Annotated in this window: 22 protein-coding genes and 1 pseudogene; 6 read left to right on the top strand and 17 right to left on the bottom strand. The window is 62.8% G+C overall.

From position 1 onward, the window contains the following. Positions 1–149: 149 nt before the first annotated feature. The 6 genes and pseudogenes from HH213_RS18655 to rpsP form a co-directional block, all read right to left on the bottom strand. Positions 150–1,115 carry a CobD/CbiB family protein gene (locus tag HH213_RS18655; protein ID WP_110846924.1) on the bottom strand — a complete coding sequence of 322 codons (966 nt, stop codon included), beginning with the start codon at positions 1,113–1,115 and terminating at the stop codon, positions 150–152. Between the two features lie 54 nt (positions 1,116–1,169). Continuing rightward, positions 1,170–1,840 (bottom strand): annotated as a pseudogene (locus HH213_RS18650) (CoA pyrophosphatase). A gap of 82 nt (positions 1,841–1,922) precedes the next feature. Further along, positions 1,923–2,306: a 50S ribosomal protein L19 gene (gene rplS, locus HH213_RS18645; protein ID WP_110846926.1), complete on the bottom strand. Its 384-nt coding sequence runs from the start codon at positions 2,304–2,306 to the stop codon at positions 1,923–1,925. A gap of 87 nt (positions 2,307–2,393) precedes the next feature. Beyond that, the gene (trmD, locus tag HH213_RS18640) at positions 2,394–3,140 is read right to left on the bottom strand and encodes a tRNA (guanosine(37)-N1)-methyltransferase TrmD (protein ID WP_110846927.1); all 747 of its coding nucleotides are present in this window, start codon (positions 3,138–3,140) and stop codon (positions 2,394–2,396) included. Positions 3,141–3,169: 29 nt separating this feature from the next. Further along, the gene (gene rimM / locus HH213_RS18635; protein ID WP_169113217.1) at positions 3,170–3,733 is read right to left on the bottom strand and encodes a ribosome maturation factor RimM; all 564 of its coding nucleotides are present in this window, start codon (positions 3,731–3,733) and stop codon (positions 3,170–3,172) included. An 18-nt stretch (positions 3,734–3,751) separates the two neighbouring features. After that, positions 3,752–4,000, bottom strand: a complete 249-nt coding sequence (gene rpsP / locus HH213_RS18630; protein WP_072787273.1) for a 30S ribosomal protein S16 — start codon at positions 3,998–4,000, stop codon at positions 3,752–3,754. Between the two features lie 221 nt (positions 4,001–4,221). Here rpsP and HH213_RS18625 point away from each other — a divergent pair, with 221 nt between their 5' ends. Together HH213_RS18625 and panE are read left to right on the top strand one after the other, a co-directional pair. Then, positions 4,222–4,650, top strand: a complete 429-nt coding sequence (locus HH213_RS18625; protein ID WP_169113216.1) for an NINE protein — start codon at positions 4,222–4,224, stop codon at positions 4,648–4,650. A 27-nt stretch (positions 4,651–4,677) separates the two neighbouring features. Then, positions 4,678–5,622, top strand: coding sequence for a 2-dehydropantoate 2-reductase (panE, locus tag HH213_RS18620; RefSeq protein ID WP_169113215.1), 945 nt, complete (start codon positions 4,678–4,680; stop codon positions 5,620–5,622). Here the strand turns inward: panE and HH213_RS18615 are convergent. Further along, positions 5,605–5,823, bottom strand: coding sequence for a hypothetical protein (locus tag HH213_RS18615; protein WP_169113214.1), 219 nt, complete (start codon positions 5,821–5,823; stop codon positions 5,605–5,607). The two genes, panE and HH213_RS18615, sit on opposite strands and share 18 nt — an antisense overlap. A 79-nt stretch (positions 5,824–5,902) precedes the next feature. On the opposite strand from HH213_RS18615, the gene HH213_RS18610 reads away from it, so the two are divergent. Continuing rightward, positions 5,903–6,490: a glycine zipper 2TM domain-containing protein gene (locus HH213_RS18610; RefSeq protein ID WP_169113213.1), complete on the top strand. Its 588-nt coding sequence runs from the start codon at positions 5,903–5,905 to the stop codon at positions 6,488–6,490. A gap of 39 nt (positions 6,491–6,529) precedes the next feature. Here HH213_RS18610 and HH213_RS18605 read toward each other — a convergent pair whose 3' ends face one another. The 8 genes from HH213_RS18605 to ugpQ all read right to left on the bottom strand — a co-directional run bounded on the left by HH213_RS18605 (position 6,530) and on the right by ugpQ (position 15,413). Then, on the bottom strand, positions 6,530–8,320 hold the full coding sequence (locus tag HH213_RS18605) for an acyl-CoA dehydrogenase (protein WP_169113212.1): 1,791 nt from the start codon (positions 8,318–8,320) through the stop codon (positions 6,530–6,532). Positions 8,321–8,396: 76 nt separating this feature from the next. Next, positions 8,397–9,329: an electron transfer flavoprotein subunit alpha/FixB family protein gene (locus tag HH213_RS18600; protein WP_110846934.1), complete on the bottom strand. Its 933-nt coding sequence runs from the start codon at positions 9,327–9,329 to the stop codon at positions 8,397–8,399. Positions 9,330–9,341: 12 nt separating this feature from the next. Then, the gene (locus tag HH213_RS18595; RefSeq protein ID WP_110846935.1) at positions 9,342–10,091 is read right to left on the bottom strand and encodes an electron transfer flavoprotein subunit beta/FixA family protein; all 750 of its coding nucleotides are present in this window, start codon (positions 10,089–10,091) and stop codon (positions 9,342–9,344) included. A gap of 173 nt (positions 10,092–10,264) precedes the next feature. Next, entirely contained in the window at positions 10,265–10,522 is a 258-nt protein-coding gene (locus HH213_RS18590; RefSeq protein WP_110846936.1) for a sulfurtransferase TusA family protein, read from the bottom strand. Positions 10,523–10,734: 212 nt separating this feature from the next. Then, positions 10,735–13,344, bottom strand: coding sequence for an alanine--tRNA ligase (gene alaS / locus HH213_RS18585; RefSeq protein WP_169113211.1), 2,610 nt, complete (start codon positions 13,342–13,344; stop codon positions 10,735–10,737). 71 nt (positions 13,345–13,415) lie between these two features. After that, positions 13,416–13,838 (bottom strand): hypothetical protein, encoded by a 423-nt coding sequence (locus HH213_RS18580; protein ID WP_169113210.1) that lies wholly within the window; start codon positions 13,836–13,838, stop codon positions 13,416–13,418. Between the two features lie 94 nt (positions 13,839–13,932). Beyond that, positions 13,933–14,565 carry a helix-turn-helix transcriptional regulator gene (locus HH213_RS18575; protein ID WP_169113209.1) on the bottom strand — a complete coding sequence of 211 codons (633 nt, stop codon included), beginning with the start codon at positions 14,563–14,565 and terminating at the stop codon, positions 13,933–13,935. 95 nt (positions 14,566–14,660) lie between these two features. Further along, a complete protein-coding gene (ugpQ, locus tag HH213_RS18570; protein WP_169113208.1) occupies positions 14,661–15,413 on the bottom strand; it encodes a glycerophosphodiester phosphodiesterase in 753 nt (250 codons plus the stop codon). 25 nt (positions 15,414–15,438) lie between these two features. On the opposite strand from ugpQ, the gene HH213_RS18565 reads away from it, so the two are divergent. Both HH213_RS18565 and HH213_RS18560 read left to right on the top strand, forming a co-directional pair. Then, the gene (locus HH213_RS18565; protein WP_169113207.1) at positions 15,439–16,167 is read left to right on the top strand and encodes a M48 family metalloprotease; all 729 of its coding nucleotides are present in this window, start codon (positions 15,439–15,441) and stop codon (positions 16,165–16,167) included. A 50-nt stretch (positions 16,168–16,217) separates the two neighbouring features. Beyond that, a complete protein-coding gene (locus tag HH213_RS18560) occupies positions 16,218–17,447 on the top strand; it encodes a CaiB/BaiF CoA transferase family protein (RefSeq protein WP_169113206.1) in 1,230 nt (409 codons plus the stop codon). A 105-nt stretch (positions 17,448–17,552) separates the two neighbouring features. Here the strand turns inward: HH213_RS18560 and HH213_RS18555 are convergent, their stop codons facing one another. Continuing rightward, a complete protein-coding gene (locus tag HH213_RS18555; RefSeq protein WP_169113205.1) occupies positions 17,553–17,882 on the bottom strand; it encodes a hypothetical protein in 330 nt (109 codons plus the stop codon). 208 nt (positions 17,883–18,090) lie between these two features. Here HH213_RS18555 and HH213_RS18550 point away from each other — a divergent pair, with 208 nt between their 5' ends. Then, positions 18,091–20,550 (top strand): sensor domain-containing protein, encoded by a 2,460-nt coding sequence (locus HH213_RS18550; protein WP_169113204.1) that lies wholly within the window; start codon positions 18,091–18,093, stop codon positions 20,548–20,550. A gap of 15 nt (positions 20,551–20,565) precedes the next feature. Here HH213_RS18550 and HH213_RS18545 read toward each other — a convergent pair whose 3' ends face one another. Further along, positions 20,566–21,780 (bottom strand): MFS transporter, encoded by a 1,215-nt coding sequence (locus HH213_RS18545; RefSeq protein ID WP_169113203.1) that lies wholly within the window; start codon positions 21,778–21,780, stop codon positions 20,566–20,568. Between the last annotated feature and the right edge of the window lie 50 nt (positions 21,781–21,830).

Genomic DNA, 21,830 nt, shown 5'->3' with positions numbered 1-21,830 from the left:
TGCGTAGAGAGGAAGGGACTTACGTATTATATCTTATAGAAGACCTAAAAAAGTAAGACCTTGATACGTAAGGACTTTTTCCTGATACTTCCTACTTTGGTGCAGAAATGGTTAATTCCTGCACCAGAGCAATACCGCTATTGTACCCGTTAAGGCGATGCTCCGAGCCACCAGGCGCTCGACAACAGCAATAACAGCATCATCCACAACAACAGTGCGCGCCACACCAGGCCGACGGTGCTTTGCAGCGAACGGATGTTGGGCTCGTCACCCGGCATCACGTCCGGTTCGATCTCGATATCGACCGTGGTGGCGTCCACCATCTGCGCCTTGACGGCGTTTTCCGCCGGCGTGCCGAGGCGCACGCCCATGGCGCCACCGCCGGCCGACAGGATGATGCCGATCGCCTCGTTGGACCAGCGATGGGCGAAATTGCGCCAGGCGTAAATGGCATCCTCGAAGTTACCGACCACGGCGAAGGCGACGGCGGTCAGGCGCACCGGAATCCAGTCGATCCAGTAAAACGCGCGCGAGGCAAACTGGCCGAAGGCTTCGTTGCGCATGTGCTCAGGTTCGTTCCAGGCGCGCGCCAGGTGTTCGGCCACGCGGTACATCACCGCCCCCGCCGGGCCGAGCGGCATCAGGAACCAGAAGAACACGCCGAACACATTGCGGTGCGTGGTCACCAGCGACTTCTCAACGGCGATGCGGGCGATTTCCGAGACTTCCATGCCGACCGTGTCCAGCTTGGTCCATTCGGCCAGCAAGGCGCGCGCAGCGGCTTCGTCGCCGGCGTTCAGCGCCAGCTGGATCGAGGTGAAATAGTGGCTGTAGTGGCGGAAGCCCAGGGTCAGATAGACGATCAGCACGTTCCAGGCGAAGGCCGCCAGGAACCAGTCGTAATGCCGCAGCACCCAGTAGATGGCGGCGGTCGGGATCATCAGGATGGCCATCATCAGGAACCAGCCCATGCGGCCGTGGGTCGAGTGGCCGGCGTTGAACCAGGTCTCCATCCGCAACGCCAGGCTCTTGATTTCGGCGTAGATCGGATTGTCTGCGCGCAGCGGCTTCATCTGCTCTATCAGCAGCGCGCATAAAATGGAAAGAAAAGTCATTAAACGTCCTTTTGCATTGGCATAGCCTTAATGCCCGCTACGATAGCGTAGTTCTTAGTCTGCGCGCAAGAAATGGAACAGGTTGCGCAGCATGCCGGCCGTCGCGCCCCAGATGTAATAACCTTCGTACGGCATCGCATAAAAGCTGCGGCGGCCATTCGGCAGCTCGGCCGACAGGCGCTGGTGGTTGGCGCCGTCCATCAGGAAGGCCAGCGGCACCTCGAAGATGGCGGCCACCTCGGACGGGTCGGCCACCACGTCAAACGGCGGCTGCACCAGCCCCACCACCGGCGTCACGCAGTAGCCGGTGCCGGTCAGGTAATCGGGCAGCGCCCCAGGATCTCGACATGGTGGCGCGCCAGGCCGATCTCTTCTTCCGACTCGCGCAGCGCGGTGTCGACCGCGTCGCGATCGTATTCCTCGGCGCGGCCGCCGGGAAAGCTGACCTGGCCCGGATGGTCGGTCAGGTCGGCGTTGCGCTGGGTCAGCAGCACCGTCAGTCCATGGGCGCGCTGCACCAGCGGAATCAGCACCGAAGCCGGCGTCGGCGCGCGGCCGGCGCGGGCCGGCAGCACGCGTTCGCTACCTTCCGGCGACCACACCGCGGGCGGCGCGGCAAAACGGGCGCGCAGCCAGGCCGGCGCCAGGCGCTCCGGCAGGATGGCGGGTTCGCCGGCGATGGCGTCTATCGGCAGTTGCTGGGGATCGAAAGGTGGCTGGGCCATGCGGGACTCCTTAGAAGCAAAAAGGCGCCAGTGGCGCCTTTTATCGGGCGCCTGCGGGCGCCCTTTCCAAACACAACCGATATTACGCGGCTGCTTTCGCCGCTGGGCGACGGTTTGGCAATTTTTCTTTGATACGTGCCGATTTACCGGAACGATCACGCAGGTAGTACAGCTTAGCGCGACGTACGTCACCGCGGCGTTTCACTTCGATCGAAGCGATCAGCGGGGAGTACAGTTGGAAGGTACGCTCAACGCCTTCGCCGGACGATATTTTACGAACGATGAAGTTCGAGTTCAGGCCACGGTTACGACGGGAGATGACCACGCCTTCGTAAGCCTGGGCGCGCTTGCGGGTGCCTTCGACTACGTTAACGTTAACGATCACGGTATCGCCAGGAGCAAAATCAGGAATGCTTTTGCCCAGACGAGCGATTTCTTCTTGCTCGAGTTGTTGAATCAGGTTCATTTTTAATGACTCCATAAACCATCGTGCTGGCGCGCTATGCGTGTTGCCACGCTTGCCCAGTAGAGGATGGGGTTATAACAAGCAGGCTCAGAGGCCTGCCAAAAATTGCTCGTCGCGCTTGGTGAGCAGTCCTGCCTCACGCGCTTTGATAAGCAAATCCGGTCGCTTGCGCGCGGTCGCTTCCAGCATGCGCTGGCGGCGCCATTTTTCTATCTCGGCGTGGTTGCCGCCCATGAGTACCGGCGGCACGCCCACACCTTCATACGTTTCCGGCCGCGTGTAGTGCGGCGAATCCAGCAAGCCGTTGACGAAACTGTCTTCGATGGCCGAGGCATCGGTGTTCAACACGCCGGGAATCTGGCGGATCACCGCATCCATCAAGGCCATGGCCGGCAACTCGCCGCCGGACAGCACGAAATCGCCGAGGCTGATTTCTTCATCGACCACCCGGTCCAGCAAGCGCTGGTCCACTGCTTCGTAGCGGCCGCACAGGATCACCAGACCGGGCTCCTGCTTGAGCTGCATCACGCGTTCGTGCGTCAACTGCTTGCCCTGGGGCGACATGAACAAGACGCGGGGCGCGGGCAGACCGGCATCGGTCTGGCGTTGCTTCGCCGCGTTGAGCGTCGCTTCCAGGGGTTTGGCCAGCATCACCATGCCGGGGCCGCCACCATAGGGGCGGTCATCCACGGTACGGTGATTGTCGGTGGTGAAATCACGCGGATTCCACAGCGACAGGCCACATTTATTCTGTTCAAACGCGCGCCGGGTCACACCCGACTGCGTAATTGCGGCAAACATTTCCGGGAACAGGGTTACGACATCAAATTGCATGGCGAACCGCCCTCAATGTTTTGCACAGCTTAGTAATCAAGGCCCCAGTCGACAATGATCTTCTTGGCTTCCTTGTCCACCTTGTTGATGAACGCGTCGACAAATGGGATCAGGCGCTCTTGCGCCGCAACTTCTTCTGGCTTGGCGTCTGCGGCTGCGGCTGGCGTAATGCGCAAGATCGACTGCGGACCGTTGCTCATCATGTCAGTCACCGTACCGAGGTGCTCACCTTGCAGATTCTCTACTTCCAGACCGATCAGATCAGTCCAGTAAAACTCATCGTCGGACAAGACCGGGAAGCGGCTTTGCGGAATGAAGACAGCGGCGCCTTTCAGCGCTTCCGCCACGTTCCGGTCAGTCACGCCGACCAGCCGCGCCACGACGTCGCCGCCATGCAGTTTGACCTGCAGGACTTCCACATCGGACAGCGCCGGCTTATCCAACCACCAGGTTTTGACCTTGAGGAGTGCATCCGCATCTTCCGAGAAAGGACGAATCCTGACCCAGCCTGCAACGCCGTAAGCACCGAAGACAAAGCCTACCTGTGCCAGATCGTCGGGGATTTGCACCCCGGATGCATTCTTATCGGTCAAACCGGTAACCAGACTTGCTTAGGCTGCTTTTTTGTTCTGAGCAACCAGGCGAGCGACGGTTGGCGACAGTTGTGCGCCAACAGCTTGCCAGTGAGCCAGACGGTCTTCGGTGATGCGCAGGGCGACTTCTTGACCCGAAGCCATTGGGTTGTAGAAACCAATGCGCTCGATGAAACGGCCATCGCGACGATTACGCGAATCGGTTGCAACGATGTTGAAGAAAGGACGCTTTTTTGCGCCACCACGAGCTAAACGAATAACGACCATAATATTTCCAAAAAATTTGTGCTAGGACGGAAAAAGCCGCAAATTATAGCAAGCTTTGCCGCGAGGCAGCAAGCGTTAATGAAATAATTGGGCATGTTGGGGTAATCAAAGATTATCCCTTGTTCCGGCACTCGGGGCAATAGGCTTACCCGTAAAAAAGGCGTGCCGGGGGGCGTATTATGCCTGATACTGCTGGATTCCCGGCTATCGGATCGACAATCATGACCGTTTTGCACCAGCCCCGTCACAAAAACAAGACACTTGCCGCCCTGCTGGCCTTCCTGCTGGGCGGCCTCGGCGCACAGCGGCTGTACTTGCGCGGCTGGCGCGATCCGTGGCTGTGGGCCCATCTGGCCAGCTTGCCGGCGGCCTGGCTGGTAGCACAGATCGCGCCGCAGGCGGATGGCTTCTACAAGCTGCTGCCGATCATCGTCTCCGGCCTGGTTGGTTTCCTCGAAGCGCTGATAATAGGCGTAACGCCCGACGACAAATGGGACGCGCGCCACAACGCCAGCTCCGGGCGGCAGTCGGACACGCACTGGCCGGTGGCCGTGGTGCTGGTCGCCAGCATGATGATCGGCGCCGGCGGCCTGATCGCCACCCTCTCCCGCCTGTTCGACCTGCTCTACACCGGCGGCGCTTATGGCTAACATCGATTTGATACGCGGAGTTCAATCATGAAATTTCTGGTGGTCGGCGCTGGGGCGCTGGGTGGGTATTTTGGCGGACGCTTGCTGGCGGCCGGCCAGGACGTGACGTTTCTGGTGCGCGCTGGCCGAGCGGCGCAGCTCACGCAGCACGGACTGCGCATCAGCAGCCCCAAGGGTGATCTGACACTGCCGGCGCCGCCGCATCTGCTGTCGCAGCAGCTCACGCAGAACTATGACGTGATCATCGTCGGCTGCAAGGCCTACGACCTGGACGCCACCATGGAATCCTTCGCCGCCGCAGTCGGCCCGAACACCGCCATCCTGCCCGTGCTAAACGGCATGGCGCACCTGGAACGGCTGGCCGCGCGCTTCGGCAAGGAGCGCGTGCTGGGCGGCCTGTGCCTGATTTCCGCCACGCTCAACGAGCAAGGCGACGTCCAGCATCTGAACGACACCCACGCACTGGTATTCGGCGAACTCGACGCCACCGCCTCGGCGCGCGTGGCCGCGATTGAAAACGCCATGGCCGGCGCCAATTTCGACGCCCGCGCCAGCAGCGTAATCCGCCAGGAAATGTGGGAGAAGTGGATCTTCATCACCTCGCTGGCCGGCGCCACCTGCCTGCTGCGCGGCAGCGTCGGCGACATCGTTGCCGCCGGCCAGACCGACGTCACGCTGGCCTTACTGGAAGAATGCAACGCCATCGCCACCAGCCACGGCTTCCCGCCCCGCCAGCACCCCAGCGAACGCGCCCACGGCATGCTGACGGCGGCCGGATCGCCGATCACCGCATCCATGCTGAAAGATTTGCAACGCGGGAGCGCGATCGAGGCCGATCACATCGTCGGCGACATGCTGGCGCGCGGCCAGCATCACGCCGCACCGACGCTGAAAATCGCCTATGCTAATTTAAAGACCTACGAAGCGCGCCGCGAGCGCGAACGCTCGCTGCGCTCAATGAAGGCTGAGTGACGCCATGGAACGCAAGGTCGCGGTCAGCCGCGCCGCAGGACGCACGCCGGCTGCCACTGCCCAGGCCAGCACCCATTGACCTGCGCGAATCTCATCGGCCATGCTGCTGGCCTTCAGCAAGCGCTGCGCGGCCTGGCTCATACGAACGATGGCATACGCTTCGCGGTCGACGCGCGCGGGATGGATGGTGATTTGTTTCATGCTGACCTCACTAAGAATACAGCTTGTACGCAAGCAATATCGTATTGGATTCAATCAGCATCAAAAAAAGGAGAACCACATGACCCAACGCACCCTGATGGCCGGCCTGCTGCTGGCCGCCCTGTCCGCTAACGCTCAGGCACAAAGCCCAAAGCAACATTTCGATTCCGACACCAAACGTATCGCCACCCGCTATGCGGACGACAAGAAACTGTGCGGCGACGAGCGCGATTCCAGCCAGCGCATGCAATGCCTGCGTGACGCCAAGACCGAATACGACAAGGCCATGGCGCAAGCGCGCGACCAATACAAGAACGCAGGCAAGCCAGGCGCGTGCCATGAATGCGGCAAGGTGACGTCCGTCGTAGTGGGTGAAAAATCTGGCGAAGGCAGCGCGCTGGGCCTGATCGCCGGCGGCGTGGCCGGCGCCCTGTTGGGCAACCAGGTCGGCAGCGGCCACGGCCGTCAATTAGCCACCGTGGCGGGCGCCGCCGGCGGCGCCTATGCCGGCAAGAAGATTGAAGAGAAAGCCAAATCCAGCAAACTGTGGACCGTGCACGTCAAATATAACGACGGCCGTCAAGCCGCCTTCAACTTCGACCACGATCCAAAAATGCTGAGCGGCGACCGCGTGCAAAACGCCAATGGCACGCTGGTGCGCCGCTGATCAGCCGGGCGAGGTTTTCGCCCGTTCAAGACGCAGCGCTCAGAACTGCTCGATGTCCAGCGCCAGCACGCCGGCGCTGCCGTCGGTGATCGAGCTGCGGATGCCCGATGCTTGCGACAGGAAGTGGTCAGCAAAGAAGCGCGCGGTGACGATCTTGGCTTTGTAGAAGCTGGCGTCGCCATCGCCGGCGTTCAGCTTCTGCTGCGACACCAGCGCCGCGCGCGCCATCTGCCAGCCGCCCAGCACGATGCCGGCCAACTTCAGATACGGCACGCTGCCGGCGAACACGCCCTTGATGTCGGACTTGATGTTGGCCACCACGTACTCCACCACCGCTTCCAGCTCGGTCGCACCCTGCGCCAGGTGCTGGCGGATGGCGGCGAAATCGGCGCCGTCCAGCTTGGCCAGTTCCGCTTCGGTGGCGTGCACTTGGGCGATCAGTCCCTTGGCGATCTTGCCGCCGTCACGCACCGTCTTGCGGCCGATCAGGTCGTTGGCCTGAATCGCCGTCGTGCCTTCGTAGATGGTCAGGATCTTGGCGTCGCGGTAGTGCTGCGCCGCGCCGGTTTCTTCGATGAAGCCCATGCCGCCGTGGATCTGCACACCATCGCGCGTCACGTCCTGCGACAGCTCGGTCGACCAGCCCTTGATGATCGGCACCAGGTACTCGTACACCGCCTGGTTGTGCGCCCGCGCCTCGGCGTCGGCGCCATGGTGCGCCTGGTCGTACAGCGAAGCGCCTACATAGGCCAGCGCGCGCGCCGCCTCGGTTTGCGAACGCATATTCATCAGCAGGCGGCGCACATCCGGATGATGGATGATCGAAACGCCGGACGGCGAACCGGTCAGGTCACGCGATTGCACGCGGTCCTTGGCATACGCCAGCGCATGCTGATACGCATGTTCCGACAGGCCGATGCCTTGCAGGCCGACGCCAAAGCGCGCCGCATTCATCATGATGAACATGTATTCCAGGCCGCGATTCTCTTCGCCCACCAGCGTGCCGATGGCGCCGCCGTTGTCGCCGAATTGCAGCACCGCAGTCGGGCTGGCCTTGATGCCCAGCTTGTGCTCGATCGACACGCAATGCGCATCATTGCGCGCACCCAGCGAACCGTCGGCGTTGACCAGGAACTTCGGCACGATGAACAGCGAAATACCCTTCACGCCCGGCGGCGCATCCGGCGTGCGCGCCAGCACCAGGTGGACGATGTTGTCGGTCATGTCGTGATCGCCATACGTGATGAAGATCTTGGTGCCGAACACTTTGTAGGTGCCATCGCCTTGCGGCTCGGCGCGGGTGCGCACGGCGGCCAGGTCGGAACCGGCTTGCGGCTCGGTCAGGTTCATGGTGCCGGTCCATTTACCGGTCACCAGGTTTTCCAGGTAGATGGCTTTCTGCTCGTCGCTGCCGGCCGTCAGCAGCGCTTCAATCGCGCCATCCGACAGCAGCGGGCACAGGGCGAACGAGATGTTCGCGCCGTGCAGCATTTCCACGCATGGCGTGCCGACCAGTTTCGGCAGGCCCTGACCGCCGAAGTCGGTCGGGTGTTGCAGGCCTTGCCAGCCGGCGTCGGCGAACTGGCGGAAGGCTTCCTTGAAGCCCTTCGACGTCACCACGCCGTTTTTGGTCCAATAGCTCGGCTCCTTGTCGGCCGCATGGTTCAGCGGGGCGATTTCGGCGGCGACGAATTTCGCGCTTTCTTCCAGCACGGCTTCGGCGGTTTCCGGGGTGGCGTCTTCACAGCCCGGCAGTTCGCTGACCGCTTGCAGGTTGGCCAGTTCGTTCATCACGAACAGCATGTCTTTGATGGGTGGTTGGTATGGCATCTCGTCTCTCCAAGAAAAAGGCCACGGCAATCCGGCGTTCCGGATCAGCGTGGCCTCAGGTGTGCTTTATGCGCGCTTAGCCCAGTTCGGCTACCAGTTGTGGCACGACATCGAACAGGTCGCCTACGATGCCGTAGTCGGCAACGGAGAAGATCGGCGCTTCCGGATCTTTATTGATGGCGACGATGGTCTTCGAATCTTTCATACCGGCCAGGTGCTGGATCGCGCCGGAGATACCGACGGCGATGTACAGGTTAGGCGCAACAATCTTGCCGGTCTGGCCGACTTGCCAGTCGTTCGGCACGAAGCCGGCGTCGACGGCAGCGCGCGAGGCGCCCATGGCGGCGTTCAGCTTGTCCGCCAGCGGTTCCAGCACTTTAAACGCTTCGCCCGAACCCATGCCGCGACCACCGGAAACGATGATCTTGGCGGCGGTCAGCTCAGGACGATCCGACTTGGCCACTTCGCGGCCGACGAACGACGATTTGCCCGAATCGGCAACCGCCGTCACGGTTTCCACCGCAGCCGAACCACCGGTGGCGGCAGCAGCGTCGAAACCGGTCGAACGCACGGTGATGACTTTGACTTTGTCGTTCGACTGCACGGTGGCGATGGCGTTACCAGCGTAGATCGGACGCTCGAAAGTGTCCGGCGCATCGACCTTGGTAATTTCCGAAATCTGCGCCACGTCCAGCTTGGCGGCCACGCGTGGCAGGATGTTCTTGCCGTAGGCGGTGGCTGGCGCCAGGATGTGGCTGTAGGCGGCAGCGATGGCCAGCGCCTGCTCGGCGACGTTTTCAGCCAGGCCGTCGGCGAAGTGCGCGGCGTCGGCGTGGATGACTTTCGAGACGCCGGCCACGGCGGCGGCAGCGGTTGCCACGGCGCCCGCGTTGGAACCGGCCACCAGGATGTGCACATCGCCGCCGGCTTGCGCCGCTGCGGTCACGGTGTGCAGGGTGCTGGCCTTCAGGCTGGCGTTGTCGTGTTCTGCGATAACTAATGCGACCATGTTCAGATTCCTTTAGATAACTTTAGCTTCGGTGCGCAGCTTGGCGACCAGGGTAGCGACGTCCGGGACGATGATGCCGGCGGAGCGTTTCGCAGGCTCGGCGACTTTCACGGTTTTCAGACGCGGAGTCACATCGACGCCCAGGTCTTCCGGCTTGGTCACATCCAGCGGTTTCTTTTTCGCTTTCATGATGTTCGGCAGCGTCACGTAGCGCGGCTCGTTCAGGCGCAGGTCGGTGGTGACGATGGCCGGCAGGGTCAGCGCCAGGGTTTCCAGGCCGCCGTCCACTTCGCGGGTGACGGTGACTTTACCGTCTTCCAGCGTGATTTTCGAGGCGAAGGTCGCTTGCGGCCAGCCCAGCAGCGCAGCCAGCATCTGGCCGGTCTGGTTGGAGTCGTCGTCGATGGCCTGCTTGCCCAGGATGATCAGCTGTGGCTGCTCTTTGTCGGCCAGCGCTTTCAGCAGCTTGGCCACGGCCAGCGGTTCCAGTTCGGCGGTGGTTTCCACCAGGATGCCGCGGTCGGCGCCGATCGCCATCGCGGTGCGCAGGGTTTCCTGGCACTGCGTCACGCCGGCGGACACGGCCACCACTTCGGTGACTTTGCCGGATTCTTTCAGGCGGGTCGCTTCTTCCACCGCGATCTCGTCGAACGGGTTCATCGACATTTTGACGTTGGCGATATCAACGCCGGTGCCGTCGGACTTCACACGCACCTTGACGTTGTAGTCGACCACACGTTTGACGGGTACCAAGACTTTCATAGCTGTGCCTTTGGGAAAAGATGAATTCGGGACTAAATAATGTGGGCTAGATTATATGAGAAATCTGCCCCGCACAAGAAATCAAAGCACGATCGTGCTATTTTTCGCTAGTAGAAATCGTCTAAAAAATAAATCTTCCAGACGAAATTCTTGGGGAGAAAATGCAGCGGCTGTTATTTGCGCTGCATCAAAAAGACAAACTCACGGCCAGTCTGGACGTGCGACAACAGGGTATTACCGGTTTGTTTGCTGAAAGCCTGGAAGTCACGCACCGAGCCAGGATCGGTCGCCATGATGCGCAGCACTTCACCGCTCTGCAATTCCGAAAGGGCTTTCTTGGCCTTCAGAATCGGCAGCGGACAGTTCAGACCGCGCGCATCCAATTCCTTGTGGAATTCGATGGTATCGTTTTCTAGTATTGTTTCGCTCATCAAGAAACCCGCTCGTTTGTGGGGAGGTGTCGCCATACTACTCCTTTTTAGAGGGGATGACGCGCTGCACCAAAATAGTTCGTTGTACGTTGCAAGTTCGCAACGCAAGCTGGAAAGTATACAACAGTCCGCCCCAGACGACAACGGCCTGCTGGCGACACCAAGTCGCACGCAGGCCGCATTAACACAGCTTTACAGCCGGATTTGCAACTTTACAGGCGGGAGCCGATCCACTCGGCAACACCTGCCAACGCACCCGGCAGACCGCTTGGATCGGTACCGCCGGCTTGCGCCATATCGGGGCGTCCGCCGCCTTTGCCGCCCACTTGTTGTGCAACGAAGTTGACCAGTTCACCGGCCTTGACCTTCGAGGTGGTGTCGGCGGTGACGCCGGCAATCAGACTGACTTTGCCGTCGTTGACCGAAGCCAGCACGATGGCGGCCGTCTTCAGCTTGTCCTTCAGCTTGTCCATGGTCTCGCGCAGGCCGGTCACATCGGCGCCGTCCAGCGTTGCCGCCAGCACCTTGATGCCGTTGACGTCGACCGCTTGCGCAGCCAGCTCGTCGCCCTGGCCGGCAGCCAGTTTGGACTTCAGCGCCGCCAGTTCTTTCTCCAGCGATTTGACCTGGTCCTGCACGGCGCCGATCTTGACGATCAGCTCGTCCGGATTCGATTTGAGCGCCGAGGCCGCTTCGTTCAGCTTGCGGGCCATACCCTGCACCAGCGCCAGCGCGCCTTCGCCGGTCACGGCTTCCACGCGACGGATGCCGGCAGCAACGCCGCCTTCCGCGATGATCTTGAACAGGCCGATATCGCCGGTGCGCTGCACGTGCACGCCACCGCACAGCTCTTTCGAGGTGCCGATGTCCAGCACGCGCACTTCGTCGCCGTACTTCTCGCCGAACAGCGCCATGGCGCCGTGCTTGACCGCGTCGTCGAACGACATGTGCTGCGCCTTGGTGGCGTGGTTTTCCAGGATCTCTTTGTTGACCTTGGCTTCCACTTCAGCGATCTGCTCGGCCGTCAGCGGCGCGTTGTGGCTGAAGTCGAAACGGGTTTTATCCGGATCGACCAGCGAACCTTTTTGCGCCACATGGCCGCCCAGCACTTCGCGCAGGGCTTTGTGCATCAGGTGGGTCGCCGAGTGGTTACGGATGGTGCGGCCACGCTTGTGCAGGTCCACCTGCGCGGCGACGATCTCGCCCACTTTCAGCGAACCCTGGGTCAGCACGCCGTGCTGGCCGAACACGTCGGCCTGAATCTTCAACGTGTCTTCCACGGTGAACAGACCGCCAGCGGCTTTGATTTCGCCCTGGTCGCCAACCTGGCCGCCGGATTCGGCGTAGAACGGCGTGGTGTCCAGCACCACGATGCCCTGCTCGCCTGCTTTAAGTTCCTGCACCGATGCGCCGTTGGCGTACAGCGCGATCACTTTCGCCTCCACGCTCAGGTCATCGTAACCGATGAACTTGGTTTTTTCGCCGCTGTATTCAACGTTGGCGGCCATCTTGAACTTGCCGGCGGCGCGCGCGGTTTTCTTCTGCTGCTCCATCGCGGCGTTGAAGCCGTCTTCATCCAGCGTGATATTGCGTTCGCGGCAGATGTCGGCGGTCAAATCCAGCGGGAAACCATAGGTGTCGTACAGCGTGAAGGCGGTTGCGCCGTCCAGCTTGCTTGGATCCTTGGCCAGCTGCGCTTCCAGGATCTTCATGCCGTTTTCCAGCGTTTCGCCGAAGCGCTCTTCTTCCGCCTTCAGCGTGGCGGCGACGCGCGCCTTGGCTTCTTTCAGCTCCGGATAGGCGGTGCCCATCTCGATGTCCAGGTCTTCCACCAGCTTGTAGAAGAATGGCTTGGTCTGGCCCAGCTTGTGGCCGTGACGCAGCGCGCGGCGGATGATGCGGCGCAGGACGTAGCCGTGGCCTTCGGCGCCAGGAATGATGCCGTCGACGATCAGGAACGAGGCGGCGCGGATGTGGTCGGCGATCACGCGCAGCGATTTCGATTCCAGGTCGGTGGCGCCGGTTTCGCGCGCGGCGGCCTTGATCAGGTTCTGGAACAGGTCGATCTCGTAGTTCGAGTGCACGTGTTGCAGCACGGCGGCCAGGCGCTCCATGCCCATGCCGGTGTCCACGCATGGCTTCGGCAGCTTGTGCATCACGCCCGCTTCGTCGCGGTTGAACTGCATGAACACCAGGTTCCAGATTTCGATGAAGCGGTCGCCGTCTTCCTCGGCCGAGCCCGGAGGACCGCCCCAGATGTCGGCGCCGTGGTCGTAGAAGATCTCGGTGCACGGACCGCATGGGCCGACGTCGGCCATCTGCCAGAAGTTGTCCGACGCGTAGCGCGAGCCCTTGTTGTCGCCGATACGGATGATGCGCTCTTTCGGCACACCGATTTCATTGGCCCAGATGTCGTAGGCTTCGTCATCTTCAAAGTAGACGGTGACGGTCAGCTTGTCGGCCGGCAGCAGGTAGACCTTGGTCAGCAGTTCCCACGCGAAGTTGATGGCGTCGCGCTTGAAGTAGTCGCCGAAGCTGAAATTGCCCAGCATTTCGAAGAAGGTGTGGTGACGCGCGGTGTAGCCGACGTTTTCCAGATCGTTGTGCTTGCCGCCGGCGCGTACGCAGCGCTGCACGCTGGTGGCGCGCGAGTACGGGCGGCTGTCCAGGCCCAGGAACACGTCCTTGAACTGCACCATACCGGAATTGGTCAACAGCATGGTTGGGTCATTGCCTGGCACCAGCGGGCTGGACCGGACAATGGTATGACCCTTAGATTCGAAAAATTTGAGGAACTTCTCGCGGATTTCAGATGATTTCATGTCGTTATGAGGTAAATAGCTGGCTGGTGCAAAAGAACGATTATGCCACAGCCAGCCCGTACTTCCCCCAACTAACGCGTCGCCAGCCTGACTACCTGCTCGGTGATTTCGCCGCTGGCGAGGTTGCGTTGCGGCACGGCCATCAGCACCTCGCCGCCGGCATCGTCGTTCTGATCGAAGTCGATCCGCACCTGCAGCTTGCGGTCCAGCGCCACAAAGGTGTTGGGCCGGATGGCCACCATGCGGTGCGGCCCCAGCTCGTCGATTTCACCGTACACCGCCGTGCCGCCGCCGCGCAGGTGCAGCGTCTGGCCGTTGTCAAGCGTATAAGACCCGCGGAATTGGCGCATTTGCCAGTCCTCCATGCGATAGCGGTGGTCCGGCAGATCGATGCTCAGGCGCGGCGCCGGGACGGTGACGCTCTCATCGCTCTGCTGCGCTTGCGCGCTCATGCTGGCGCACAGCGCCAAACCCAACAGCCATTGAATTTTCATTTCCCCACTCCCTGTCTTGTTGACTTCTCTTGTTGATGTGACACCGCCAGCCGGCAGCGTGTCACAAGTCTAGGCAGCGATAGCGGCAGATACATCACTCGAACGACTGAGCACACAACGATGCGGCCGGCACGCCATGCAGCATCGACACCAGTTCACCCTGGCGGCGCGTACCGGTCTTGCGGAACAGCTTCTGCAGATGGGTCTTGACGGTGTGCAGGCTGATGTCGAGCGCGGCCGCGATGTCTTCCAGCGCTTCGCCGTGCGCCAGCGCCTGCGCCACGCCGGCCTCGGCCGGTGTGAGGTCGAACAGCTGCATCAACAGCTGGCGCGGCAGGCGGTGCGCCTCGGGGTCGCCGGCCATCACAATCGCGCAGGCCGGCAGCGCGGCCAGCTCTTCGGGCGGCAGAAACGGCACCACCGTCAGCAGCAGCGGCTGGCGATTGCGACGCGGTAAACTGAGGGCATGCAGATGCGCTGTATCGTGTGGCGAAGCGAGTACGGCGGCGACCAGCTGCGCCAGCGACTTGTCGCCGCAGACGGCGTCCTGCAACAGCTTGTCGCCGTGCAGGCGCAAGGCCGTATCACGTTCCAGCAGCGCGCCGGCGGCGGCGTTGGCGTGCAACAGGCGCAACTCCGCATCGACCAGGAACACCGCAATGTCCATGTGATTCAAGGCGGCGTCCAGATACGTGGCAACCGCATAGGACGTTAGCGCAAGCTGCATGTCCTCCCCTTCGACATTCTGAAATCAGCATAGAGCCGATCGCCGGAATGTCTACCCGGATTGTCACGCGAATGGAAAATAATCCTGTTGGAGCCTCAGGCGAAACTGGGGCCGATCAGGTCGATGCGGTCGGTGCAGAAGCCGTCCACGCCCCAGGCCAGGATTTCGCGCGCCCGTTCGGGATCGTTGACGGTGTAGCAGAACAACCCGTAGCCGGCGGCCTTGATCTGCGCCGCCAGCTCGGTCGTCAGGTGCTTGTGGTTGGTGTGGATGGCCACCACGCCTAACGCCTGCGCCTGCTGCTGCCAGTCGGCGGGGATGGTGTCCAGCAGGTAGCCGCGCGGCAGTTCGGGGGCGCTGTCGCGGGCGGCGGCCAGGGCGTCGTAGCTGAACGACGACAGCAAGGGATAGCCGGCCGAATCGCCGGTGACCAGTTCGGCGGCGTAGCTGTCGCGTGTGACCTTGGCCACCCAGGCGCCGGTGGCCGCCTCGAAACCGTCGGCCGGTTTGATTTCCACATTCATCCAGATGCGCTGCGCCTTGCAGAAGTCAATGAACTGGGTGTAGAACGGTATCGGCTCGTCGCGGAATTCAGCGCCAAACCAGCTGCCGGCATCCATATTGGACAGGTCGACGGCGTCGGTGCCGGCCACGCTGCCCTGCCCGGCCACGGTGCGGCCAAACTCCGGATCGTGCACCACCATGCCGATACCGTCGCGCGACAGCATCACGTCAAACTCGACGGCGTGGAAGCCGCGCGCCAGGCCGGCGCGCAAGCCGGCTACGGTGTTTTCCGGCGCCAGCGTGCCGCCGCCGCGATGGGCAACAATTTTGGGATAGGGCCACATGGTTGCGCCTTTGATGATGATGAGGATGGCAAAGTTATCACAAATTATCATGCTGCTGCTAGCGGCAGCGGCCTGCCGGGCCGCCGAACCGACGCAGGAGGAGATCATGGCCCGCGCCGCCGCCATCTATGCCGGCCGGCTGGCAGAGCACGCCATTGACCTCGACGCCGATTTCACCGCCCGGGTGCGTCGCATCGCCGGCGGGCTGATCGCGCAGGCGCAGCGCGACTATCCCGACACCGCGCAATGGGCCTGGGAAGTCCACACCACCGCCACCGCCGAACAGAACGCCGACTGCATGGCCGGCGGCAAAATTCTGGTCAGCCAGGCCTATGTCGAGCGCCTCGGCCTGAGCGACGCTGAACTGGCCATGCTGCTGGCGCATGAAATCGAGCACGCCGCGCTGTATCATAATTTGCTGGAATACCAGGCGGCGCTGCGGCTGGCGCCGGTCTGGTCGACGCGACCGTTCGCCGAACTGGAATACGCCGTGGACAACGACCGCAAGCTGATGGCGCTGCTGGCCGACACCAACTACGCGCAGGAGCAGGAAGCCGACCGCGAAGGGCTGCTGCTGGCCTGGCGCGCCGGCTGGCCGGCGGCGCAGCTGAGCGGCTATTTCCGCAAGATGATGCGCGCCAGCGAGTCGCCCCGCTTCGGCCGCAGCGATTACCCTTCGCCGTCCCAGCGCTGGCGGGCCGCGCAGGCGGTGGCCGCCGGCTTGCAAAAAAACCACGTGCAGCCGAACGACTGAGCCACTACACTAGCGGCCTGATTGTTCGTACTCATAAGGTGAAACACATCATGACAGCTCCAAAAGCGCTAGGCCATATTCGCGTGCTCGACCTGAGCCGCGTGCTGGCGGGACCGTGGTGCTCGCAAAATCTGGCCGATCTCGGTGCAGATGTGATCAAGATCGAACGTCCCGGCAACGGCGACGACACCCGTGCCTGGGGTCCGCCTTACGCGCGCGACGCCGACGGCAACAACACCACCGAAGCTGCATATTATTTGTCCGCCAATCGCGGCAAGCGCTCGGTGACGGTGGACATCGCCAGCGCCGACGGCCAGCAATTGCTGCGCGAACTGGTCCGCCAGTCTGATGTGGTGCTGGAGAACTACAAGGTCGGCCAGCTGAAACGCTACGGCCTCGACTACGATTCGCTGAAAGCCATCAAGCCCGACCTGGTCTACTGCTCGGTGACCGGCTTCGGTCAGGATGGTCCGTACGCGCACCGCGCCGGCTACGACTTCCTGATCCAGGGCATGGGCGGCCTGATGTCGGTGACCGGCGAGCGCGACGACCTGCCCGGCGGCGGCCCGCAGAAAGCCGGCGTGGCGCTGACCGACCTGATGACCGGCATGTACGCCACCATCGCCATCCTGGCGGCGCTGACGCACCGCGACCGCACCGGCGAAGGCCAGTACATCGACATGGCGCTGCTGGACGTGCAGGTGGCGATGCTGGCCAATGCCGGCAGCAATTATCTGAACAGCGGCAAGCCGCCCAAGCGCTGGGGCAATGCGCATCCGAACATCGTGCCGTACCAGACGTTCCAGTGTGCGGACGGCTACATCATCGTCGCCACCGGCAATGACGGGCAGTACCAGAAGTTTGTCGAGGCCGGCGGCCGCGGCGACCTGGCGTTCCACGAGCGCTACGCCACCAATCCGCTGCGCGTGCAGCACCGCGACGAACTGGTGCCGCTGCTGGCCGAGATGGTGTTGCAGCAGCCGCGCGATTTCTGGATCGCTACGCTGGAAGCGGTCGGCGTGCCATGCGGCCCGATCAACGACCTGGACGACGTCTACCGCAATCCGCAAGTGGCAGCACGCGGCATCGTGATGGAAGTACCGCATCCGACCGCCGGCACCACCAGGCTGGTGCGCAGCCCGATGCGCCTGTCGGTCACGCCGGCCGACAACGCCGTCGCCCCGCCACTGCTGGGCCAGCACACCGACAGCGTCCTGCGCGACCTGCTGGGCCGCAGCGACGACGACATCGCCACCCTGCGCGCGAAGGGCGTGCTGTAGCTCACCGCTAGCGGCGCAATCGCTCACGCTCCTGATCCGCGCGATTTTTTACACTTTTTCTATGGTCCATGATTTATCAGGCCCCGTACTGGCGGCCTGCTCCCTTCAGACACTCATGTCACGCTTAAGTTCCTGAATCTGGCTGTGCATGTGACTGACCGCGCCTTTCATCTGGCCGGACAAGGTCGGGATGTAGTTACAGATGCGTTTGGCGCGCTCGGCCAGCAGGTCGAGGTCGCGCACCAGCTTGCGCACGCGGGCTTCTTCCGCCGCCTGCAAGATCTCGCGCGCGTCGTCGACGTGCTTGTCCATCAACTCCAGGCAATTGCGCAACTCGCGCGGCAAGCCAGGTTCCGCCGAAGCAGCCTGCGCCGCCAGCCGGACCGCGCGCTCAACAAAATAAAACCGGTGCTGGATATCGTTCGGATGCAGCATGATGGTCTCCTGTAATATGGCGGGCACAAAGCTGCCCGTGCGGATGAGACCAACACCGCCCCCGGCAGTTGCGCCGATCAGCCCGGACACTGACGCAGATCAGCCCGCAATCAAATAAACCTGTCGCCACGCCCCAGCCAGCCGTACTTCATGCGGCCACATCCTTCTGCTAATATCAGGCAACCCGTCCTCACCTGAATGCCCCGACATGGAACTACCTCCGCAGCCCGCTTCCACCCGCGCCCCCAAGCGCGAGCGGACACAGCAGGGAAGACTGGCTAGCAAATCGCAAGGTAGTGCGTTCGACCAGATGTTCGGCGACAGTCCTTATTTTGCCTTTGTCATCAGCGAAGCCGGCCGCCTGCTGGCGTGCAACGCCCACATGCACTCACTGCTTGGCCCGTTTGCGGACGACGTCCCGGCCGCGCAGCTGTACGCCGGCTGGGTACTGCCGATGCTGCAAAGCGAAGCACTGCCCACCGCCCGCATGCGCGGCCACTGGCGCGGCGAAGTCGAGCTGGTGGGCCACGACGGCAGCAGCCATCCGGTCACCCAGACCATCGAATGGCGTGCGAATGCGCAGCCGCCCTCCTACCTGTGCCTGGCTTATCCGCTCGACGATTACGACGTCTACGAATCGCGGCTGCGCTTCAAATACCTGTTCGAAGCCCATCCCCAACCGATGTGGGTGTACGACCTGGAAACGCTGCGCTTCATGGTGGTGAACGCTGCCGCTGTAGCCCAGTACGGCTACACGGAAGCGGAATTCCTGCACATGACGATCCGCGACATCCGCCCGCCGCAGGAGGTGGAACGGCTGGAGCAGAACCTGGCGGCGACGCCGCGCAAAGGCGCCGACCAGTCCGGCGCGTGGACCCACGTGCGGCGCGACGGCAGCCGGCTTAAGGTGGACATTTCCTCGCACGCGGTCACGCTGGCCGGCCGGCCGTGCCGCCTGGTGTTCGCGCACGACATCACCGAACGCCTGCGGCTGCAAGCCGAACTGCAACTGCGCGGCCGCGCGCTGGAGGCCAGCGTCAACGCCGTCGTCATCACCCAGCATACGGCCGATGGCGACCGCGTTGAATACGCCAACCCGGCCTTCTCCCAGCTGCTGGGCCATGCGCCGGAGAACGTGCTGGGCCAGCAACTGGAAACGCTGCTGGGCCTGCAAGCGAACGACGATCATCAGCAGGCAGTACACGCCGCCATGCTGTCACACCAGGAAGTGACGCTGCTGCTGCACATCCGCCACCGCGACGGTGCGCAACTGTGGACCCAGATGCACGTGGCGCCGGTGCCGGCGACCGACGACGCCATCGGCCGCCACGTGTGCGTACTGACCGACATGACCGCCATCCTCGATTATCAGGCGCAGCTGGAACACCAGGCCAACCACGACGCGCTGACCGGCCTGCCCAACCGCGTCCTGCTCAGCGACCGCATGGCGCAGGCGATCACCTTCTCGCAACGCTTTGGCCACAGCCTGTGGCTGGTCGCCATCGATCTCGACAACTTCAAGCTAACTAACGATCACCTCGGCCATCAGGCCGGCGACGAACTGCTGCGCGCGGTCGCCGACCGCCTGTGCGCCTGCGTCAACGAGGGCGATACCGTGGCGCGCCTCGGCGGCGATGAATTCCTGCTGCTGCTACCGGTGGCCAACCAGCGGCCGATGGCCAGCCTGCTGCAATTGGTGCAGCAAGCGGTGGCGGCGCCGTTGACCCTGGCGCAGCAAACGGTCGCCGTCACCTGCAGTATCGGCGTCAGCGTTTTCCCGGCCGATGGCGCCGAGCCGGAGCAGTTGCTCAAGCACGCCGACATCGCCATGTACCGCGCCAAGGAAGCCGGCCGCAACCAGGTGCAGTTCTACGAAGCGGCCATGCATGCGCGCGTCGCCGAACGGGCCCTGATCGAAGCCGAACTGCGTCACGCGCTGGCGCGCGAGGAACTGAGCCTGGTCTATCAGCCCAAGCTGGATCTGCGCAGCGGCGCGGTGACCGGCATGGAGGCGCTGCTGCGCTGGCAGCATCCGACGCTGGGGTCGGTGTCGCCGGCCCGTTTCATCGGCGTGGCGGAAGAAACTGGCATGATCGTCGCGATTGGCCGCTGGGTATTGCGCATGGCCTGCACCCAGGCGATGGCATGGCAGCAGGCTGGCCTGCCAGCGCTGCGGGTGGCGGTCAACCTGTCGGCACGACAGTTCCGCGATCAGGCGCTGCTGGAGGAAGTGCGCGCCGCGCTCGACGACAGCGGCCTCGCACCGCAATACCTGGAGCTGGAGCTGACCGAAAGCCTGATGATGCACAACGTCGACGAGGCGGTGGCGGCGATTGAAAACCTCAAGCAGCTCGGTATCGCCCTGTCGATCGACGACTTCGGCACCGGCTATTCCAGCCTGGCCTACCTGAAGCAGTTCCCGGTCGACTACCTGAAAATCGACCAGTCCTTCACGCGCGACATGCTGGATGAGCCAAGAGTGGCCGCCATCGTGCGCTCGGTGATTGCGCTCGGCCATAGCCTGGGCTTCAAAGTGATTGCCGAAGGCGTGGAAACCGCGCCGCAGCTGGACTACCTGCGCAGCAACGACTGCGACGAGATCCAGGGCTACTACTTCAGCCGCCCGCTGATGCCGGACGCCTTCGCCGCCTTGCTGCGTTCGTCCTAGCGGCCAAGGCCAGCGTCAGCGCTCGGCCTGTACCAACGGCGCCAGCGTGCGCAAGCGCAGCGCGACCACCAGCGCCAGCAGCAGCGAGCAGGACAGCACCGCCACCACGCCCGGCCACGCGGCGCGGCCCCACATGATGCCGGTAGCCGAACCCACCACGCTGGAGCCGAGATAGTAAAAGAACAGGTACAGCGCCGACGCCAGCGCCTTGTTGCTGGTAGCGCGCCGTCCTACCCAGCTGCTGGCCACCGAGTGCGTGGCGAAGAAGCCGAAGGTGAACACCGCCACGCCCGCCAGAATCAGCGGCAGCCAGTTGGACAAGGTCAGCAGCAAACCGCTGAACATGATCACGGCCATCATCCACAATACATTGCGGCGGCCGTAACGGTCGGCCAGGCGACCGGCCCACACCGAGCTGTAAATCCCCAGCAGATAGAAGAACGACACCGCCCCCACCACACTCTGGCTCAGCGAAAACGGCCCGCCCAGCAGCCGGTAGGCGATGTAGTTATACAGGCTGACAAACGCCCCCATCAGCAGGAACGCCAGCGCGAACAGCCACGGCAATCCCTGATCCGACAGGTGCTGTTTGAAACCAGCCGGCAGCGCGCGCCAACCGCCGCTGGACGGCGTGAAATGGCGCGACGGCGGCAGGCTGCGCCAGAATTCAAACGCCGCGTAAATACCAGCCACGCCGACCGCCGCCAGCGCCAGCCGCCACGAGAAATGGTCGCTCAGCACCGAAGTGATCACTCGCCCCGCCATGCCGCCAAAAGCGCTGCCGCTGATGTACAAGCCCATCGACAGCCCCAGCGAAGTCGGTTCGATTTCCTCGCCCAGGTAAGCCATGGCGATGGCCGGCATGCCGCCCAGCACCACGCCGAGCAAGGCGCGCATTACCAGCAGTTGCGGATAGTTGTGGGCGAACGCGCACAGCAGCGTCATCACGGCGGCCACCGCCATCGCGGCCACCATCAGCGGCTTGCGGCCGAGGCGTTCCGAAATGGCGCTCGAGGCCAGCAGCGACACCGCCAGTGCGCCGGTGGACACCGACAGCACCATGCTGCTCTGGGCCGCCGTCAGCGCAAATTCATGCGACAGCAGGGGCATCAGCGGCTGCACGCAGTACAGAAGTGCAAACGTAGCGAAGCCGCCGAAGAACATGGCGCGGTTGCTGCGTTTGAATTCGGGACTGCCGAGGGCAATACGGGGCATGGTGGCGGATAACATGATGATCCTGCGAGGGTCGATGACTTCATCTTAGGATTGCGTCACTAAGC

It is taken from the genome of Duganella dendranthematis (assembly GCF_012849375.1).
Classification (GTDB): Bacteria; Pseudomonadota; Gammaproteobacteria; order Burkholderiales; family Burkholderiaceae_D; genus Rugamonas; species Rugamonas dendranthematis.
This window is presented reverse-complemented; position numbering and strand designations above follow the sequence as displayed.

Bases quoted from the DNA above. Each gene is read 5' to 3' on its own strand.
- HH213_RS18560 (WP_169113206.1), top strand. From the start codon at position 16,218: ATGACAGCTCCAAAAGCGCTAGGCCATATTCGCGTGCTCGACCTGAGC.
- panE (WP_169113215.1), top strand. From the start codon at position 4,678: ATGAAATTTCTGGTGGTCGGCGCTGGGGCGCTGGGTGGGTATTTTGGC.
- HH213_RS18590 (WP_110846936.1), bottom strand. From the start codon at position 10,522: ATGAGCGAAACAATACTAGAAAACGATACCATCGAATTCCACAAGGAA.
- HH213_RS18605 (WP_169113212.1), bottom strand. From the start codon at position 8,320: ATGCCATACCAACCACCCATCAAAGACATGCTGTTCGTGATGAACGAA.
- HH213_RS18615 (WP_169113214.1), bottom strand. From the start codon at position 5,823: ATGAAACAAATCACCATCCATCCCGCGCGCGTCGACCGCGAAGCGTAT.
- HH213_RS18565 (WP_169113207.1), top strand. From the start codon at position 15,439: ATGGCAAAGTTATCACAAATTATCATGCTGCTGCTAGCGGCAGCGGCC.
- HH213_RS18655 (WP_110846924.1), bottom strand. From the start codon at position 1,115: ATGACTTTTCTTTCCATTTTATGCGCGCTGCTGATAGAGCAGATGAAG.
- HH213_RS18595 (WP_110846935.1), bottom strand. From the start codon at position 10,091: ATGAAAGTCTTGGTACCCGTCAAACGTGTGGTCGACTACAACGTCAAG.
- HH213_RS18625 (WP_169113216.1), top strand. From the start codon at position 4,222: ATGACCGTTTTGCACCAGCCCCGTCACAAAAACAAGACACTTGCCGCC.
- rpsP (WP_072787273.1), bottom strand. From the start codon at position 4,000: ATGGTCGTTATTCGTTTAGCTCGTGGTGGCGCAAAAAAGCGTCCTTTC.
- HH213_RS18555 (WP_169113205.1), bottom strand. From the start codon at position 17,882: ATGCTGCATCCGAACGATATCCAGCACCGGTTTTATTTTGTTGAGCGC.
- HH213_RS18575 (WP_169113209.1), bottom strand. From the start codon at position 14,565: ATGCAGCTTGCGCTAACGTCCTATGCGGTTGCCACGTATCTGGACGCC.
- HH213_RS18580 (WP_169113210.1), bottom strand. From the start codon at position 13,838: ATGAAAATTCAATGGCTGTTGGGTTTGGCGCTGTGCGCCAGCATGAGC.
- HH213_RS18610 (WP_169113213.1), top strand. From the start codon at position 5,903: ATGACCCAACGCACCCTGATGGCCGGCCTGCTGCTGGCCGCCCTGTCC.
- ugpQ (WP_169113208.1), bottom strand. From the start codon at position 15,413: ATGTGGCCCTATCCCAAAATTGTTGCCCATCGCGGCGGCGGCACGCTG.
- HH213_RS18550 (WP_169113204.1), top strand. From the start codon at position 18,091: ATGGAACTACCTCCGCAGCCCGCTTCCACCCGCGCCCCCAAGCGCGAG.
- HH213_RS18600 (WP_110846934.1), bottom strand. From the start codon at position 9,329: ATGGTCGCATTAGTTATCGCAGAACACGACAACGCCAGCCTGAAGGCC.
- HH213_RS18545 (WP_169113203.1), bottom strand. From the start codon at position 21,780: ATGTTATCCGCCACCATGCCCCGTATTGCCCTCGGCAGTCCCGAATTC.
- rplS (WP_110846926.1), bottom strand. From the start codon at position 2,306: ATGAACCTGATTCAACAACTCGAGCAAGAAGAAATCGCTCGTCTGGGC.
- trmD (WP_110846927.1), bottom strand. From the start codon at position 3,140: ATGCAATTTGATGTCGTAACCCTGTTCCCGGAAATGTTTGCCGCAATT.
- alaS (WP_169113211.1), bottom strand. From the start codon at position 13,344: ATGAAATCATCTGAAATCCGCGAGAAGTTCCTCAAATTTTTCGAATCT.